Below are 15,876 nucleotides of genomic sequence, written 5' to 3'. Positions count from 1 at the left end.
CTCAAATATTTATCAAAGGGAAGCATTTCGCCATCACTCCTATTTTAGTGATGTTGCAAAAGGCGTGCTCTGCGGATTTGGTGCGAACGGTTACAAAATGGCATTAGATGCTATCTTAGCCGATCGCTAAACACACATTTAAATAAATTATTAAAAAGGCGGGTCGTTAGAATGGATATTCGCAAAATCAAAAAGCTTATTGAACTTGTTGAAGAATCAGGTATTGCTGAATTAGAAATCACTGAAGGTGAAGAGTCAGTACGTATTAATCGTCACAGCTCTGCACCTGTGGCAGCACCAATTCATTATGCGGCGGCGCCAGCTGCAGCACCTGTAGCAGCGGCTCCAGCTGCAGCACCTGCGGCAGCAGCTTCAGAAGAAGCAGCGCCAGCGGTTGTTTCTGGTCACCAAGTAAAATCTCCAATGGTAGGTACTTTCTACCGTGCATCTTCACCAGAAGCTCCTTCATACGTTGAAGTTGGCGATAAGGTAAATGTCGGTGACACATTATGTATCGTTGAAGCAATGAAAATGATGAACCAAATCGAATCTGATAAAGCTGGTGTTGTTAAAGCAATCTTAGTAGATAACGAAGATGCTGTTGAGTTCGACCAACCACTATTTGTAATCGAATAATACACGCAGAAGGCAACACTTATGTTAGATAAAGTTGTAATTGCTAACCGAGGCGAAATCGCCCTGCGTGTGCTACGCGCATGTAAAGAGCTCGGTATTAAAACCGTGGCGGTTCACTCTACTGCAGACAAAGACTTAAAACACGTTTTACTTGCGGACGAAACTATTTGTATTGGTAAGCCGGCAGCATCTGAAAGTTACTTAGATACCACACGTATTATTGCTGCAGCAGAAGTAACAGATGCCGTTGCAATTCACCCGGGTTACGGTTTCCTTTCTGAAAATGCTGATTTTGCTGACCAAGTTGAGCAAAGTGGCTTTATTTTCATCGGTCCAAAAGGCGATACAATTCGTTTAATGGGTGACAAGGTATCGGCAATCGAAGCTATGCGTAAAGCGGGCGTGCCGTGCGTACCAGGTTCAGATGGCCCACTTACAGATGACAATGAGCGCAACAAGCAAATCGCAAAGCGTATTGGTTACCCTGTAATCATTAAAGCGGCAGGCGGCGGCGGTGGTCGTGGTATGCGTGTTGTTCGCAGCGAGCAAGAGCTACTAGATTCAATCGCATTAACACAAACTGAAGCAAAGCAATTCTTCAATAACGGTATGGTTTACATGGAAAAATTCCTTGAAAACCCACGCCACATTGAAATTCAAGTACTTGCTGATGGTCAAGGTAATGCAATTCACTTAGGTGAGCGTGACTGCTCTATGCAGCGTCGCCATCAAAAAGTAGTGGAAGAAGCACCTGCACCAGGTATTACTGCAGAAATGCGTAAAAACATCGGTGAGCGTTGTACTCGAGCGTGTGTTGAAATTGGTTACCGTGGTGCTGGTACTTTTGAGTTCCTATACGAAAACGGCGAGTTCTACTTTATTGAAATGAATACGCGTATTCAGGTAGAACACCCTGTAACCGAGATGGTTACAGGTATCGACCTAATCAAAGAGCAATTAAAAATTGCAGCTGGTCAACCGCTTTCAATTACACAAGATGATATTGTAATTCGTGGCCACGCGATTGAATGTCGTATTAATGCGGAAGACCCTGAAACATTTATTCCATCACCAGGTAAAATCACACGATTCCACCCTGCTGGCGGTTTAGGTATTCGTTGGGATAGCCACATTTATGCTGACTACTCAGTACCACCTCATTACGATTCAATGATCGGCAAGCTGATCACTTATGGTGAAAACCGTGATGTGGCGATTGCACGTGCTAAAAACGCACTTAACGAATTAGTAATTGATGGTATTAAAACCAACACCCCACTTCACAAGAAAATCCTTGCTGATGAAAACTTCCATAATGGTGGCACAAACATCCACTATTTAGAGAAGAAACTAGGATTATAAATACTAATAAAAAAGCCAGCTACCGCTGGCTTTTTTGTCACTTATTATTATCTTTAAGCCAAGCGAACATTAAATAATCAATTGATAAATAAAATACATTTTTTACCGAATTGGTTAGTGACAAGGCTTATAAAACTTTTTATACTTCACCCCGCTTAGTTATCAAACTTGATAAATAACGCGTCTAAATGGCCCTATAGCTCAGTTGGTTAGAGCACCCGACTCATAATCGGTAGGTCCCTGGTTCAAGTCCAGGTGGGGCCACCATTTTCTACTTATACCCTCTTTAGAATAACGAACTTAAACTTTTAAAAAATAATCCTTTGTACATCCTATTTTAGAATAACTATTTATCTTTAACGAAATAGCAAGATAGCTAATTAAGTAATAAATTCCTTTACCAACATTAAGTTGCGCTCAAAATCGTATATTTTGTATACTTAGCCGAATAAAGTATAAATGCGAGTTCTGTATGCGTTTTTTTCCGAAATATTTAAAGCTAAGCCTTTGCGTAGTAGCCTTTGTAAGTCATCATGCGATTGCAGATATTCAGTCTAAGCATACTAAACTCTATTTTTCTCAACGCGCTTTAAGTAGTGATGCTAATCCTGCCAATACTGCATTAGTCGTTAAGAAAGATGATGCACATGTTATGACTGGCGGCATGATAAATGGCACAGCTTCACTTGAGTATGGCGACTTAGACGAATTATTTGATGCCTACAATAAATTATCTGGCGATTTTGAACCATCTGCTCCTCCTCCAGGGTCGCCAACACATCCAATTGAGAAACCTGACTTAATAGACTGGGATAAAGTCTTTGAACAGTACCCTGACCTGGAATCGCGCTTAAGCATAGTAAAAGATCAAGTTGTATCACTCGCCAGCCTGCTGGCTCTCATTGCAACAGAAGGCTACGGAAAAGCTGAATTAGGTTTGGAAGCCCCTTTTTTAGTGAGTACCAATGTTTATGGCGGAAGTATTTTATTTGGTGCTAGCTATACAGGTTACTCAAAAGCCCAGGGAATTTTAGAGCAAATCCAATTTGATGCTGAACAAGCTAAAAATGAACTTATGCGGATCCCTGACTTTGATGAAGATGATGGTCTTCAAGAACTGGATTTAAGTGCAGGTTTAAAAATGTATTATAACCCGCAAAATAAAGGTATTAAGCTAGTTGTTACTAATGATAGCTTGCTGCTAGTAAAGTCAGCCCGAATTAGCAAAATTAATCTATCCTACTCTCGCGTACAGTTTGAAAATGACTATGGCACGCTGTATTGGGGCATTAAACCAACATTTTATAATATTGGCATGACAAATCTCGGGGTGCGCATTGGTGACCTTGAAGATGCGGAGGCTATTTTTGATGATATTAAAAACGGAGATTACCGTTATCAAAATGGCTTTGATGTGGACTTTGGTGTTTCATTTGCAAGTAATAACTACCTTATTGCTGGTCATTTAAAAAATGCTTTTGAAAGTGATTACAGTTTTCCTAAGATTGATCGACGCCGCTTTAACTCCTCTTACGTGCTAAACGAACTCGATAGAAACGAACACTTGACGTTAGAACGTCAACTCACCTTACAAACTGCTCTTTTTAGCGAAGATCATAAGTGGAGCTTTAGCATGGAAGTAGATGCCAACCCAATCCATGATCCTATGCTAGATAAATTTCAATGGCTAAACTTTAACGCAGGCTATGCTGCAGATAGTTGGTGGTTACCCAGTGCTCGCGTTGGTTTTAGTCGTAATTTGACGGGTTCAGAGTTATCTTATTTAAATGCAGGCTTAACTTTTATGAAATTTATCAACTTAGATGTCGCTTCAACACTCAATACGGTTGAAATTGAAGAACAGAAATACATGCGGGGCTTAAGTATTTCACTAGGTGTGCAGCTTGATTATTAGTAAGAGTAGCTACGATATTTTTTAAGATATTTTCCTACATGCTGTTATAAAAACTCTAATCTATAAACGCTAGCATAATTGTTAGGAAATTATATTTCTAATTTGCAAACTTGTCGTTTTACCTAGTAGTCCAAGTTAGATATTTTTACAGGGAATCTTTTTCTTTACCTTGCAATGTCAGGTAAGTTTATTACATAACAGAGCGATGATTTACTATTTTAATGTTACTTAAACATAATTTCTGGAGAAGATAAAAATCAATAAAAAAGGCGCTTAAAGCGCCTTTTTTATTAGATTGCCGAATCTGCCGGATAGTTTCGACCGTAGAATATTTCATGCATTTCACGAGTCAGCTTATGACGAATTTCTGCTTGCTCTTCTTCAGATAAATCATCTGTTGTAATGCCGAATAGATAGGCATTTAAATCTGTTTCTTTCAGTAACATCTTCGTGTGGAATAAGTTTTCCTGATACATATTTACGTCAATAATTTGATACGCATCTTGAGTATCTTCAGACATAAAGTTTTGAATCGAGTTAATATCGTGATCAATGTAATGTTTCTTACCGTCAACATCACGGGTAAAGCCACGTACCCGATAGTCGATTGTTACGATATCTGATTCAAGCGAATGAATTAGAAAGTTTAACGCCTTTAACGGTGAGATTACACCACAGGTTGAAACCTCAATATCAGCACGGAACGTACAAATACCATCATGAGGATGTTCTTCTGGGTATGTGTGAACACAGATATGGCTTTTATCCAAATGCGCTACAACTGAATCTGGCAGTGGACCTGGCTCTTCTTGTTGCTCAGTTGCATCAGCAACAGGCTCTTCAGAGATAAGAATGGTTACACTTGCACCTTGAGGGTCATAGTCTTGGCGCGCAACATTCAGAATATTTGCACCGATAATATCAACTACTTCGCCTAAAATATCAGTTAAGCGCTCAGCACTGTACTGTTCGTCAATATATTCAATATATTCTTTACGTTGTTGTGGTGTTTTTGCATAACACACGTCATAAATACTAAAGCTAAGGCTTTTTGTTAAGTTATTAAAACCGTGTAACTTTAATTTTTTAAATGGCTTTGGCACTATAAACCACCCTCAATTGTATAAAATAATCGCGATTTCGCATTTGAAGATGGCGGATTTTATATGAAAATCCACCAGCACAAAAGCACTATTTTCGCTATTCTGAAATGATCTCGTAGCTATGTGTAATATCTACCGTTTTATCTAGCATTAGCGCCACTGAACAATATTTTTCAGCAGACAAGCTAATCGCTCTTGCAAGGTGTTTTTCAGAAACATCTTTACCGGTAACCACAAAGTGTAGGTTAATTTTAGTAAAAACTCGCGGTGTGGTTTCAGCACGCTCAGCAGAAAGTTTCACTTCAAGATTAGAAAAGGTCTGCTTTGATTTTTGTAAAATGCTAACGACATCAACAGAAGAACAACAACCCGCTGACATTAACACCATTTCCATAGGGCTTGGTGCTGCGCTATCACTACCAGTATCAAAGACTACGTTATGGCCAGAATTAGAAAGACCAACAAAGGTATCACCATCAACCCATTTCACATTTGCTTGCATTATTTACACTCTTGTTTATTTATCTAACAACGATTGTATGCAAGCAAAAAAAGATAGCAATAAAAAGAGGCTAACTAACAGTTTGACTCTAAGTTATGAAACAGCAGAATCGAATAGATTTTTTACTAAGCCAGCAAATTCATCAATAAATGCATGCTGCTCTATAGTTACAGGTTGATTCACAACGCCAGATAACACTTCCTGCAAATCATACACAATGCCATCAACTTCTCGCATAATCACACTTCGGTCATCAACACTTAAGTCTTCGTGCTGCATGCAAAAGTTAATAATTTGCTCAGCAATATCATCTTCGATAAGCGCCATGACTGTTGGTGCTCCAAGACGAACTTCACCCGACTTTTCGAACAAGGATAAATGTTCTGTTAAATACATTATGAGCTCATCATAACCATGCTTATCAATTACCATGTGATTTCCTACTACACTTTATTCGCTTGCTTCTATTTTAAGCAGATTAACTTCGTGAATACCAGCCTATACTTTTTCATTAGTTGCAGCCATGGCTAGCTAACTTAACTATAGACATAAAAAAAGCAGCTTGCGCTGCTTTTTATAATTAAACCAAGTACTAAATTTTAATACCTGGGCTTAATGTTGCAGGCATTTCAACTTTTTCAAGCTCAACTGATGCAACTGGGTAAGCACAGTAGTCTGCAGCGTAGTAAGCACTTGCTCTGTGGTTACCAGAAGCGCCAATACCACCAAATGGTGCAGCACTTGATGCACCTGTAATTGGGCGGTTCCAGTTTACAATACCCGCACGGATACGACGTAAGAAGTGGTCATAATCCGCAGCATTGTCACTTAAAAGGCCAGCAGAAAGACCGTAGTCTGTGTCATTACCTTTCTCAATGGCAGCATCAAAATCAGTGTAACGGAACACTTTCAGTAATGGGCCAAAATGCTCTTCATCTGGGAAGTCAGCAATATTAGTACATTCAATGATTGCTGGAGTAACAAAACCAGTCCCCGCAGTGTGTGTCATCTCAATCAGTGATTCACCACCGAGTGATTGTAATTGAGCTTGTGCATCCATCATCGATTTTGCAGCAGCTTCTGAGATCATTGATCCCATAAATGGCTGGTCTTCATCATCATAAAAACCAACTTTAATTGCTTTTGTTGCTTCGATTAGTTTGGCAAGAATAACATCACCTTGCTCACCTGCAGGTAAGAATAACTTACGTGCACACGTACAACGCTGACCGCTCGATACGAACGCAGATTGAATAATATCGTGTACAACTGCATTTGTATCAGCAGCATCTTTTACGATAAGTGGGTTATTACCACCCATTTCTAGCGCTAGAATCTTACCAGGTTGGCCACCATACTGCTGGTGAATTAAGTGACCAGTACGCGATGAACCAGTAAAGAATAGACCATCAATACCACGGTGAGACGCAAGTGCCTTGCCAGTTTCAACTTCACCTTGTACTAGGTTAATAACACCTTTAGGTAAACCTGCTTTTTCCCACAGTTTTAGTGTTAGTTCCGCAACCATAGGGGTTAATTCTGACGGTTTGAAAATCACTGTGTTACCAGCAAGTAGTGCAGGTACAATGTGACCGTTAGGTAAGTGACCAGGGAAGTTATAAGGGCCAAATACAGCTACAACACCATGCGCTTTGTGACGGATCACAGCACGACCTTGTGGCATTGGGTTTTCAACTGTACCTGTACGCTCTAAATACGCTTTTTCAGAAATACCGATTTTACCAATCATTGCGCCAACTTCTGTTGCCGTTTCCCAAAGTGGTTTACCCGTTTCACGAGCGATAGCTTCAGCTAACTCGTCTTTATTTTCTGCAAGCTGCTCAGCAAACTTTTTAACAATCTCTAAGCGTTGTTCAAATGATAAATCTGTCCAGCTGTAGAATGCTTCACGAGCTGCTTTAATTGCAGCATCAACTTGCTCTGCTGTAGCAGCCGTTGCAGACCAAATTACTTCCCCCTTTGCAGGGTTTAACGAGCTAAATTCAGCTCCTTCACCAGCTAACCACTGGCCATTTATAAACTGAGCGGCGTGAGTCATCTCAATTTCTCCTAACTATTTAAAGTGGTGCGACAGTAATCACATCACCTTCAGAAACATGTAGCGCATTTGCAAGTTCAGCTGACAAAGTGACTGTGTCGCTGTTTGCATCCAAGGTCATTGTCGATAGTAATGCTCTAAAGTCAACCAACTTATGATTTGAAAGCATATAACTTTGGCTTGCATCTGCTTTTATTTCACCAATAACCACAGTGCGGTTTTGGCAATCACGGATTGTTTTGATATTACTAATATCAGCTTCAACCGTTGGTCCAGCATCAAAAATATCGACATAACCATTGAAGGTGAAACCTTCATTTTTAAGTAACTCAATTGCAGGACGTGTTTTTTCATGCACTTGACCAATTACTGCTTGCGCATCTTTGCTTAAAAGATTCACATAAATTGGATATTTCGGCATTAACTCTGCAATAAATACTTTTTGACCAATACCAGTCAGATAATCGGCAGTTGGGAAATCCATTGAGAAGAAGTGCTCTTCTAACCACTGCCAAAATGGGCTTTCACCATTTTCATCAGACACACCGCGCATTTCAGCTAACACTTTGTCAGCAAAACGTTCAGCATGAGCATTCATAAACATAAAACGCATTTTGGATAACAACTTACCATTTCCACCTCTGCGGTAATGATCTTGTAAATACAAGGTACATAACTCGGTAGCACCCGTATAATCATTACATAAAGTGAGAATATCCACGGCTTTGTAAACATTCAGTTCACGAGAAGAGTGGATCACTTTACTTAAGTGATAATGGTAAAATGCGTCATCTAAGCCCACAGCAGCTTCAATTGCCGAAGTACCCACAACTTCACCTGTTGCCAAGTCTTCCATTACAAATAAGTAACCTTCATCTTCAGGATGAGTCACTGCTTTGCTAAAACTATGCTCTGAGCGTGCTATTTTAGATTTAAGTAGATCTTCATTTTGCGGCAAAGAAGTGAAGCCATGACCTGAATCTTCAGCAATCTTCATTAAAGCTGGATAATCCGAGCTTTTAATCGGACGAACGATAATCATTGGTAGCCCCTTTAGTAAAATTAAGAAAAGCAGACAAATGCTGCTTTTCTACCTTTGCTCTTAGCCATTAACAACTTGTGCTACAGCTTTTGCAAAACGAGCCATACCTTCACGGATATCAGCTTCAGGAATTACTAGTGAAGGCGTGAAACGAATAACGTCTGCACCAGCAACAAGTGCCATTACACCGTGTTCAACACCAGCCATCATAAAGTCTTTCGCACGGCCTTTATATTCATCAGTAAGGGCTAAACCAAGTAGCAAACCTTTACCACGCACTTCTGAAAACACGTTAAATTCAGCATTAATCTCAGCAAGTAGCTCTTTAAATAACGCTTCTTTTGCCTTTACGCCTTCAAGTACTTCTGGTGTATTAACAGTATCGAATGCTGCCTCTGCAACTGCACACGCTAATGGGTTACCACCATAGGTAGAACCGTGAGTACCTACTTTAAGGTGCTTCGCAATATCAGTTGTTGTTAGCATTGCACCGATAGGGAAACCACCGCCTAATGCTTTTGCTGTAGATAGAATATCAGGAGTAACACCTAAACCTTGGTAAGCATATAGGTCACCAGTACGGCCAACACCCGTTTGAACTTCATCAAAAATAAGTAACGCATTATGTTTATCACATAGCTCGCGTACGCCTTGCATAAATTCTGCCGAAGGGCTTACCACACCACCTTCACCTTGTAACGGCTCTAGCATAACAGCACATGTTTTATCTGAAATAAGTGCTTCAAGTGACGCTAAGTCGTTGTAGTCAGCATGTGCGATATCGCCTGGCTTAGGGCCAAAGCCATCAGAGTAAGCAGCTTGGCCACCAACCGTTACTGTGAAGAATGTACGGCCGTGGAAGCCTTTATTAAATGAAATAATTTGCGATTTTTGCTCACCAAAATTATCAAGCGCCCAACGACGTGCAAGTTTTAAAGCTGCTTCATTTGCTTCAGCACCTGAGTTTGCAAAGTAAACCTTTTCTGCAAACGTTGCTTTCGTTAACTTTTCAGCTAAGCGAAGCGCTGGTTCATTCGCCCATACATTTGATAAGTGCCATAATTTTTCACCTTGCTCTTTCAGTGCAGAAACGAGCGCAGGATGACAGTGACCTAAGCAGTTAACCGCAATGCCTCCAGCAAAGTCGACATACTCGTTATCTTGTTGATCCCATACTCGTGAACCTTCGCCTTTTACTGGAATAACCGCTGAAGGTGAATAGTTAGGTACCATTACTTGGTCAAATAATGCTCTTGAAACTGTCATTTTTACTCCTCATCAATTTTTCGGTGCACATCGTTTAATTACACTTTTGTGACACCTAAGCCCGCTAGATCGGGCAAAATTCGGACTATCATTATTCCAGAAAAATACCCAGCTGTCTTCATTAAAAATAGCGTCAACACCTTTAAATACAAGGCTTTCGGATAATATTTCATGTTATATGAATAACTATTTTGTTCTATGGCGCAGTGTTCTATCACACCTTACTATGTAGCCTAGTAATTAGTTTATTTAATGAAATTTATTCACCTTGCATGATTAGGCGTAAAAAAATGTGAAAAAAGTGCGTTTTGTTAACGCTCAATGCGTAATTGCAAGTTCTGCAAACTAGTGCTGGCCAATTGTTTTAACTCATTGGCAGTGAATTTATGGTGGGTAAAGAGCGCTTTTGCTTCGTCTGGTTCGATTAGGGTATGTTTTTGCAAAAACTTATAGTGACTATATGCTCGACCTTTAAGTACCGTTTGCGCTAATGGTGAACACACTTCAAACGGAGTATTTTCCGCAATTTCTCGCATTGCTGATGTTATAGGAATGTATTTAAGCGCCATATGTTCAATTAAAGCACATGATACATCTGGTCCTTTTTCGACTAAGAGGTTACGTAAAAACAGCGCATCTGGTTTTAATTCAGTTAGAGCAGAGTGACGTTGTTTTTCGCCTTTTTCACGTGCTTCACGGGCATTTTTCTCCCAAAAGCCATCAAATAGACGTAAATATAGTCTTATTAATGCCATATTCCCGATGCCATGGAACATACCTAACACAAATGATTGGTATGGATCTTGGTTATTTAATTCTGCTAATTTGCGGGATGCAATACCAGCAGCCATGCCTGTTTCCCAAAGCTTGCGCTTTAACATTTCAAACGGTGCGGTACTATGCGGCGTCCAATGTTTTAATGAAAACGTTGGCACTATCAGTTTTAAGTTATCTAAACCGATATAGCGAAGGGCTAATGATACATTATCGACCCGCACAGCTTTCGCCGGATCTTTCTCATTTCGATATTGAGGCAAATTGATTAACTTTAAGATATCTTCGCCTAACCAATGCAAATCAGTGATTAAGGGATCAATGCGCCCCACCGAAGCCGACTTTACAGCCAAGATATCTAAAGTAGCGGGAATATTATCTTGGATTTGAATAATTTCTTTATAAATGTAATCAATATCGCTCAGCAGCGTGTCAATTTCATTTTCAATTTGTTGGTGTAAATCGGCGTTCACATCAACTATAAATTGTTCATTCTTAGAATCTATTTGCTCGCGAGCCTTAGCCGCAATTTGCTCAACTTTCAGCAATTTACGAACTGGCAATGGCTCGCCGTAATCAATATCAAGTGTATGAATATAGCCTATTTGTTGGTGAGCAAATTTTTGTCCCAACAATAAGTCATGAAATCTGCCAAGCAGCATTTCTGCCTGCCATTTTTGCTTTGTAGCTGTATTCATTTAAACGTTAGTTACCGATACTTAGTGATAAAGTTATTAAGCAACGCCACTCCAGATTGGGTCAAAATCGCTTCTGGATGAAATTGCACACCTTCCAATGCCATGCTTTCATGCTGGATACCCATGATCTCATCTTGCAAACCTTCTGGACTTTGGCTCCAAGCTGTCACTTTAAGCTCTTTAGGTATACTTGCCTTTTCAACAACCAGAGAATGATAACGGCACACTTCTAATGGATTGGGTAAATTGCTAAATACCCCTTGATTAGTATGGATTATTTTTGACGTTTTTCCATGCATAACTTGTTTCGCACGAATAACTTGCGCGCCTAGCGCTTGCGCAATTGTTTGGTGACCAAGACATATACCCAAAATAGGTAACTTACCTTTTAATTGGTTTACCACAGCAAGTGAAATACCGGCTTCATTTGGGGTGCAAGGGCCTGGCGAAAGCACCACATATTGAGGTTTTAAATTTGCTATTTCAGATACAGAGATTTCGTCATTACGCACAACCTTAACATCAACATCAAGGCGTTGAAAATATTGCACAAGGTTGTAAGTAAACGAATCATAGTTATCAATCATTAACAGCATGAAATATACCTATTTATAGAAAAGCCAGGCAACGCCTGGCTCTTATTTTACGTTAAAACGCTCTATTAAGGACGAGGGATCATACCAAGCGCGTTGTAAACCGATTTAAGCGTTGCTTCGGCACGTTCGCCTGCTTTTTCAGCGCCCGATTTCATAATGCTATTAAGTAGTGATTGATCTTCACGAATTTCTTTAAAGCGCGCTTGAATAGGCTCAATCATGTTAACTACAGCTTCAGCAGTATCTTTCTTCAGGTGGCCATACATTTTATCTTCGTATGTAGGCACTAATTCATCAATTGTTTTGCCAGTAGCTACAGATAACAGTGTTAATAAGTTAGAAACACCAGCTTTTTCCTGCGTGTCAAAGTAAATACGTGCTTGCTCGTCTGAATCGGTAACCGCTTTTTTAAGCTTTTTCTCGATCTTTTTAGGCTCATCTAGCAACATGATGTATCCATTAGGATTATCATCCGACTTAGACATTTTTTTAGTCGGATCTTGCAGACTCATTACACGAGCACCGAACTCTGGAATGTACGGCTCTGGAATTTTAAATACGTCGCCGTATAAGTTATTAAAACGCGTAGCGATATCGCGGGTTAATTCTAAGTGTTGCTTTTGATCTTCACCCACAGGCACTTGATCCGCTTGATAAAGCAGAATATCTGCGGCTTGCAAAACTGGGTAACTGAATAAACCTACATTGATATTGTTGGCATTTTTTGCTGACTTGTCTTTAAACTGAGTCATGCGGTTAAGCTCACCCATTTGCGCATAACAGTTTAAAACCCAACCCAGTTGCGCATGTTCAGGCACTTGTGATTGCACAAATAAAGCTGACTTTTCAGGGTCGATGCCACACGCAGCGTAAAGCGCAATACCATCAAGCACACGTTGTTTTAAAACTTCAGGCTCTTGGCGAACGGTTAATGCGTGTAAATCAACAAGCATAAAGTAACAATCATGATCTTCTTGCAACTTAAGCCACTGGTTAATGGCACCGATATAATTACCAATTGTCATACCGCCGGTGGGCTGAATGCCACTTAACACTACAGGCTTTGTCATGATTTACCTTTACTAATTTAATTTACAAATAAGGCCGACAATTTTAAATGCTTCGACAATGGAAGCAAGTATTTGTCGACCTGAATTTCATATTTTTAAGATTTAACGTGTGCCAATTGCTCACGCATTTTATCAATCACTTGTTTATAATCTGGTTGATTGAATATCGCAGAACCTGCAACAAACATATCCGCACCCGCATCTGCAATTTCAGCAATGTTGTCAACATTTACCCCACCATCGATTTCTAGGCGAATATCATAACCAGATTGGTCGATTAGTTTGCGCACAGCTCGAAGTTTATCAAGCGTATTAGGGATAAATTTCTGGCCACCAAACCCTGGGTTGACTGACATTAATAAGATAACGTCTAGTTTGTCCATAACATACTCTAAACATGTAAGCGGTGTTGCTGGGTTTAACACAAGGCCAGCTTTACAGCCGTGTTCTTTAATCAGCGATAAAGTACGGTCAACATGTTCACTTGCTTCAGGGTGAAAGGTAATAATGCTGGCACCCGCTTGTGCAAACATAGGAATAAGAGTATCAACAGGTTTCACCATTAAATGCACATCAATTGGTGCCTCAATACCATAATCACGCAGCGCTTTGCAGACCATCGGGCCAATTGTTAAATTGGGTACATAGTGGTTATCCATTACATCAAAATGCACCACATCAGCACCGGCTTTTAAAACATTTTCAACTTCTTCACCTAAACGAGCAAAGTCAGCCGAGAGAATAGAAGGTGCAATTAAATACTGCGACATAACACTTCCTTAAATTTTTCTGTTAACACATTGAACGGGAATAGAGATTTGCTCGATTATAAGCGCCTTATACTCTAACCTATTTTTCTTCAAAAAACACCTTTACAAATAGTTAACATTTATAACATAATTTGAGATGGAGTTAGTCTATTTTGCGTTAAATTACCGTTGTGTTGTTCCTAAAACTTGGTTAAGCTTTAGTCAGGTTACTAATGGGAAGGGGCATATTTATGTTCAGCAATGGAATTAAACATACTGTGATTGCTACAGCATTTACGGTGTTTTCTGCGGCTTCTTATTCTTGGATTACAAATACCAACACAGCTTCAACAAACTGTAATTGCCCTTCGCAATTACAAGCTAACAATTCTCATTACTTGCCTATGGGCAGTTGCCAAGCAAGAGCAGCAAACCAAAGCTGGTTTTCTTGGTTATCAGGTAAAAGTCGCAGTTCTCAGTTTCATTATTTAGATCTACTTGAGCTACTTGAGTCAGGCAGAAAAGATTCAAAAGCGAATTACGCAGCCCACATTAGATAAAGGAATTTATGATGCAGTATTTACAAAGTATTTTTGCTGCATTATTTGGGGTTCAAAGCAGTAAAAAGCATCAAGACGACTTCCAAAACTTATCTGCTAAACACCTCATTATTTTGGCATCATTCTTAACTCTAGCGTTAATTGTGGCGATTGTAGTCGTAGTAAACCTAGTAATCAGTTAAATTTCAAAATCGGCGTTGGCCGACTTATAAAGAGCCATTAACTCACCAACTTTGTTTCGTTTATTCCCTTTAGGGCTAATAGTGCGCTTTACTTGGATCACATCAAGGCTTGCTTGGGCATAGATCTTACGTGTCCACAAAGTATCGTGATTTGAAATAAGTACTGAATTACCTTGATTAAACGCTTGGCTTTCAGCAAGATTTGCCAAGTTAGCCTGATCATCAAGATCAAAGCCACCTTTGGCATAGCTGGTGAAGGAAGCCGTTTTACTTAAAGGCACATAAGGTGGATCGCAGTATACAACTGCATTTTCAGGAATAGCTTGAAATACTTCTTCGTAATTTAAACAAGTAAATGTCGCTTTTTGTGCTTTTTCAGCAAAAAAATACAACTCATGTTCAGGAAAGTAAGGACGCTTATATTTCCCAAACGGTACGTTAAATATACCTTTTTTATTATATCGGCATAACCCATTGTAACCATGGCGGTTCATATATAAGAACAAAATTGCACGTTCATAAGCATCGGATGATTCGTTAAATTGCTTACGATATTCGTAGTAAACATCGGCATCATTATTTACTTCAACAAATAACTTTCGCGCATCTGCTATGAACTCATCAGGATTATCCTTTAACTCGTTATAAAGATTAATGAGGTCCGCATTTATATCGTTCAAGATATAGTGTTTAAACTGGGTATTTAAGAAAACAGAACCAGCACCAACAAAAGGTTCAACTAAGGTATCTGCTGTTGGTAAGCGTTTTGAAAGCTCTTCAACTAAGCTGTATTTACCGCCTGCCCATTTTAGAAATGCGCGTGTTTTTTTGTTCATGCTAGCTGGTTATTTTTCTTAATAAATTACGTTAAGGCGAGCTATTCTACACTAGCTACAGTGACTAAACTATGGCTTTAGTTATTTGCTTGAATTTGTTGCTGGATTTTATCTAATGATTTAGCAAACGCACCTTGCTTTAACAATCTTTCGGGTAGTTGAGCTTTTGCTTGTTGCGCCTCTTCTAATGTTGCGAATAAACCATAGGTAAGTCCAAGCAATACATTGCTTTGTTTTGTTATTTCATAAACTTGCGTTGATGTTAAATTGTTTTGCATCACAGTATTTGTGATCACTTGCCTATCACGTACCACCATTAATTGAATGGTGTAATAGTTTTTTGGTTGAGATAAAAACCAAGCATTACCTGAAAGCACTTTGACGGGTTGTTCTGGCTGCGGTTCTGGCTGCTGTTCTGGCTGCTGTTCTGGCTGCTGTTCTGGCTGCTGTTCTGGCTGCTGTTCTGGCTGCTGTTCTGGCTGCTGTTCTGGCTGCTGTTCTGGCTGCTGTTCTGGCTGCTGTTCTG

General features: G+C 39.7%; 18 protein-coding genes and 1 tRNA gene. 7 read left to right on the top strand and 12 right to left on the bottom strand.

Features of this window, described 5'->3' with window-relative positions; genetic code table 11:
- The 5 genes from ABYD77_RS12460 to traF form a co-directional block, all read left to right on the top strand.
- Positions 1-130, top strand: a 130-nt coding sequence (locus ABYD77_RS12460; protein ID WP_372770339.1) for a type II 3-dehydroquinate dehydratase, incomplete at its 5' end; no start/stop codon positions are given.
- A 41-nt stretch (positions 131-171) separates the two neighbouring features.
- Entirely contained in the window at positions 172-636 is a 465-nt protein-coding gene (accB, locus tag ABYD77_RS12455; protein ID WP_372770337.1) for an acetyl-CoA carboxylase biotin carboxyl carrier protein, read from the top strand.
- A 21-nt stretch (positions 637-657) separates the two neighbouring features.
- A complete protein-coding gene (accC, locus tag ABYD77_RS12450) occupies positions 658-1,998 on the top strand; it encodes an acetyl-CoA carboxylase biotin carboxylase subunit (protein WP_372770335.1) in 1,341 nt (446 codons plus the stop codon).
- Positions 1,999-2,188: 190 nt separating this feature from the next.
- Positions 2,189-2,265: transfer RNA gene (locus ABYD77_RS12445), tRNA-Ile, on the top strand.
- Between the two features lie 205 nt (positions 2,266-2,470).
- Positions 2,471-3,913 (top strand): conjugal transfer protein TraF, encoded by a 1,443-nt coding sequence (traF, locus tag ABYD77_RS12440; protein ID WP_372770333.1) that lies wholly within the window; start codon positions 2,471-2,473, stop codon positions 3,911-3,913.
- A 290-nt stretch (positions 3,914-4,203) separates the two neighbouring features.
- Here the strand turns inward: traF and speD are convergent, their stop codons facing one another.
- The 10 genes from speD to rpe all read right to left on the bottom strand — a co-directional run bounded on the left by speD (position 4,204) and on the right by rpe (position 13,793).
- Complete coding sequence (gene speD / locus ABYD77_RS12435; RefSeq protein WP_372770331.1) at positions 4,204-5,016, bottom strand: adenosylmethionine decarboxylase; 813 nt, start codon at positions 5,014-5,016, stop codon at positions 4,204-4,206.
- A 97-nt stretch (positions 5,017-5,113) separates the two neighbouring features.
- Positions 5,114-5,518 carry an OsmC family protein gene (locus ABYD77_RS12430; protein ID WP_372770329.1) on the bottom strand — a complete coding sequence of 135 codons (405 nt, stop codon included), beginning with the start codon at positions 5,516-5,518 and terminating at the stop codon, positions 5,114-5,116.
- A gap of 93 nt (positions 5,519-5,611) precedes the next feature.
- The gene (locus tag ABYD77_RS12425; RefSeq protein WP_372770327.1) at positions 5,612-5,950 is read right to left on the bottom strand and encodes a DUF3802 family protein; all 339 of its coding nucleotides are present in this window, start codon (positions 5,948-5,950) and stop codon (positions 5,612-5,614) included.
- A 160-nt stretch (positions 5,951-6,110) separates the two neighbouring features.
- Positions 6,111-7,577, bottom strand: a complete 1,467-nt coding sequence (astD, locus tag ABYD77_RS12420; RefSeq protein WP_372770325.1) for a succinylglutamate-semialdehyde dehydrogenase — start codon at positions 7,575-7,577, stop codon at positions 6,111-6,113.
- A gap of 19 nt (positions 7,578-7,596) precedes the next feature.
- The gene (gene astA / locus ABYD77_RS12415; RefSeq protein ID WP_372770323.1) at positions 7,597-8,619 is read right to left on the bottom strand and encodes an arginine N-succinyltransferase; all 1,023 of its coding nucleotides are present in this window, start codon (positions 8,617-8,619) and stop codon (positions 7,597-7,599) included.
- 60 nt (positions 8,620-8,679) lie between these two features.
- The gene (locus ABYD77_RS12410; protein ID WP_372770321.1) at positions 8,680-9,885 is read right to left on the bottom strand and encodes an aspartate aminotransferase family protein; all 1,206 of its coding nucleotides are present in this window, start codon (positions 9,883-9,885) and stop codon (positions 8,680-8,682) included.
- Positions 9,886-10,196: 311 nt separating this feature from the next.
- Positions 10,197-11,357, bottom strand: coding sequence for an HDOD domain-containing protein (locus ABYD77_RS12405; RefSeq protein WP_372770319.1), 1,161 nt, complete (start codon positions 11,355-11,357; stop codon positions 10,197-10,199).
- Positions 11,358-11,368: 11 nt separating this feature from the next.
- Positions 11,369-11,953: an aminodeoxychorismate/anthranilate synthase component II gene (locus ABYD77_RS12400; RefSeq protein ID WP_372770317.1), complete on the bottom strand. Its 585-nt coding sequence runs from the start codon at positions 11,951-11,953 to the stop codon at positions 11,369-11,371.
- A 65-nt stretch (positions 11,954-12,018) separates the two neighbouring features.
- Entirely contained in the window at positions 12,019-13,023 is a 1,005-nt protein-coding gene (gene trpS / locus ABYD77_RS12395; RefSeq protein ID WP_274762142.1) for a tryptophan--tRNA ligase, read from the bottom strand.
- A 95-nt stretch (positions 13,024-13,118) separates the two neighbouring features.
- Entirely contained in the window at positions 13,119-13,793 is a 675-nt protein-coding gene (gene rpe / locus ABYD77_RS12390; RefSeq protein ID WP_372770315.1) for a ribulose-phosphate 3-epimerase, read from the bottom strand.
- Positions 13,794-14,023: 230 nt separating this feature from the next.
- Between rpe and ABYD77_RS12385 the strand changes: the two genes are divergently transcribed.
- Positions 14,024-14,332: a hypothetical protein gene (locus ABYD77_RS12385; protein ID WP_372770313.1), complete on the top strand. Its 309-nt coding sequence runs from the start codon at positions 14,024-14,026 to the stop codon at positions 14,330-14,332.
- Positions 14,333-14,343: 11 nt separating this feature from the next.
- On the top strand, positions 14,344-14,514 hold the full coding sequence (locus ABYD77_RS12380) for a DUF2970 domain-containing protein (RefSeq protein ID WP_372770311.1): 171 nt from the start codon (positions 14,344-14,346) through the stop codon (positions 14,512-14,514).
- Here the strand turns inward: ABYD77_RS12380 and ABYD77_RS12375 are convergent.
- Both ABYD77_RS12375 and ABYD77_RS12370 read right to left on the bottom strand, forming a co-directional pair.
- Positions 14,511-15,350 (bottom strand): Dam family site-specific DNA-(adenine-N6)-methyltransferase, encoded by an 840-nt coding sequence (locus ABYD77_RS12375; protein WP_274762146.1) that lies wholly within the window; start codon positions 15,348-15,350, stop codon positions 14,511-14,513. The genes ABYD77_RS12380 and ABYD77_RS12375 overlap by 4 nt on opposite strands.
- A gap of 77 nt (positions 15,351-15,427) precedes the next feature.
- Positions 15,428-15,876 (bottom strand): SPOR domain-containing protein (locus ABYD77_RS12370; protein WP_372770309.1); only part of this gene is annotated, 449 nt, incomplete at its 5' end.

This window comes from Pseudoalteromonas sp. (assembly GCF_041629635.1).
GTDB lineage: Bacteria > Pseudomonadota > Gammaproteobacteria > Enterobacterales > Alteromonadaceae > Pseudoalteromonas.
This window is presented reverse-complemented; position numbering and strand designations above follow the sequence as displayed.

What these genes read in the sequence shown, in the direction of transcription:
- astD (WP_372770325.1), bottom strand. Translation starts at nt 7,577, where the DNA reads ATGACTCACGCCGCTCAGTTTATAAATGGCCAGTGGTTAGCTGGTGAA.
- ABYD77_RS12410 (WP_372770321.1), bottom strand. Translation starts at nt 9,885, where the DNA reads ATGACAGTTTCAAGAGCATTATTTGACCAAGTAATGGTACCTAACTAT.
- ABYD77_RS12380 (WP_372770311.1), top strand. Translation starts at nt 14,344, where the DNA reads ATGCAGTATTTACAAAGTATTTTTGCTGCATTATTTGGGGTTCAAAGC.
- trpS (WP_274762142.1), bottom strand. Translation starts at nt 13,023, where the DNA reads ATGACAAAGCCTGTAGTGTTAAGTGGCATTCAGCCCACCGGCGGTATG.
- ABYD77_RS12430 (WP_372770329.1), bottom strand. Translation starts at nt 5,518, where the DNA reads ATGCAAGCAAATGTGAAATGGGTTGATGGTGATACCTTTGTTGGTCTT.
- astA (WP_372770323.1), bottom strand. Translation starts at nt 8,619, where the DNA reads ATGATTATCGTTCGTCCGATTAAAAGCTCGGATTATCCAGCTTTAATG.
- accC (WP_372770335.1), top strand. Translation starts at nt 658, where the DNA reads ATGTTAGATAAAGTTGTAATTGCTAACCGAGGCGAAATCGCCCTGCGT.
- ABYD77_RS12375 (WP_274762146.1), bottom strand. Translation starts at nt 15,350, where the DNA reads ATGAACAAAAAAACACGCGCATTTCTAAAATGGGCAGGCGGTAAATAC.
- accB (WP_372770337.1), top strand. Translation starts at nt 172, where the DNA reads ATGGATATTCGCAAAATCAAAAAGCTTATTGAACTTGTTGAAGAATCA.
- ABYD77_RS12425 (WP_372770327.1), bottom strand. Translation starts at nt 5,950, where the DNA reads ATGGTAATTGATAAGCATGGTTATGATGAGCTCATAATGTATTTAACA.
- ABYD77_RS12405 (WP_372770319.1), bottom strand. Translation starts at nt 11,357, where the DNA reads ATGAATACAGCTACAAAGCAAAAATGGCAGGCAGAAATGCTGCTTGGC.
- rpe (WP_372770315.1), bottom strand. Translation starts at nt 13,793, where the DNA reads ATGTCGCAGTATTTAATTGCACCTTCTATTCTCTCGGCTGACTTTGCT.
- ABYD77_RS12385 (WP_372770313.1), top strand. Translation starts at nt 14,024, where the DNA reads ATGTTCAGCAATGGAATTAAACATACTGTGATTGCTACAGCATTTACG.
- traF (WP_372770333.1), top strand. Translation starts at nt 2,471, where the DNA reads ATGCGTTTTTTTCCGAAATATTTAAAGCTAAGCCTTTGCGTAGTAGCC.
- ABYD77_RS12400 (WP_372770317.1), bottom strand. Translation starts at nt 11,953, where the DNA reads ATGCTGTTAATGATTGATAACTATGATTCGTTTACTTACAACCTTGTG.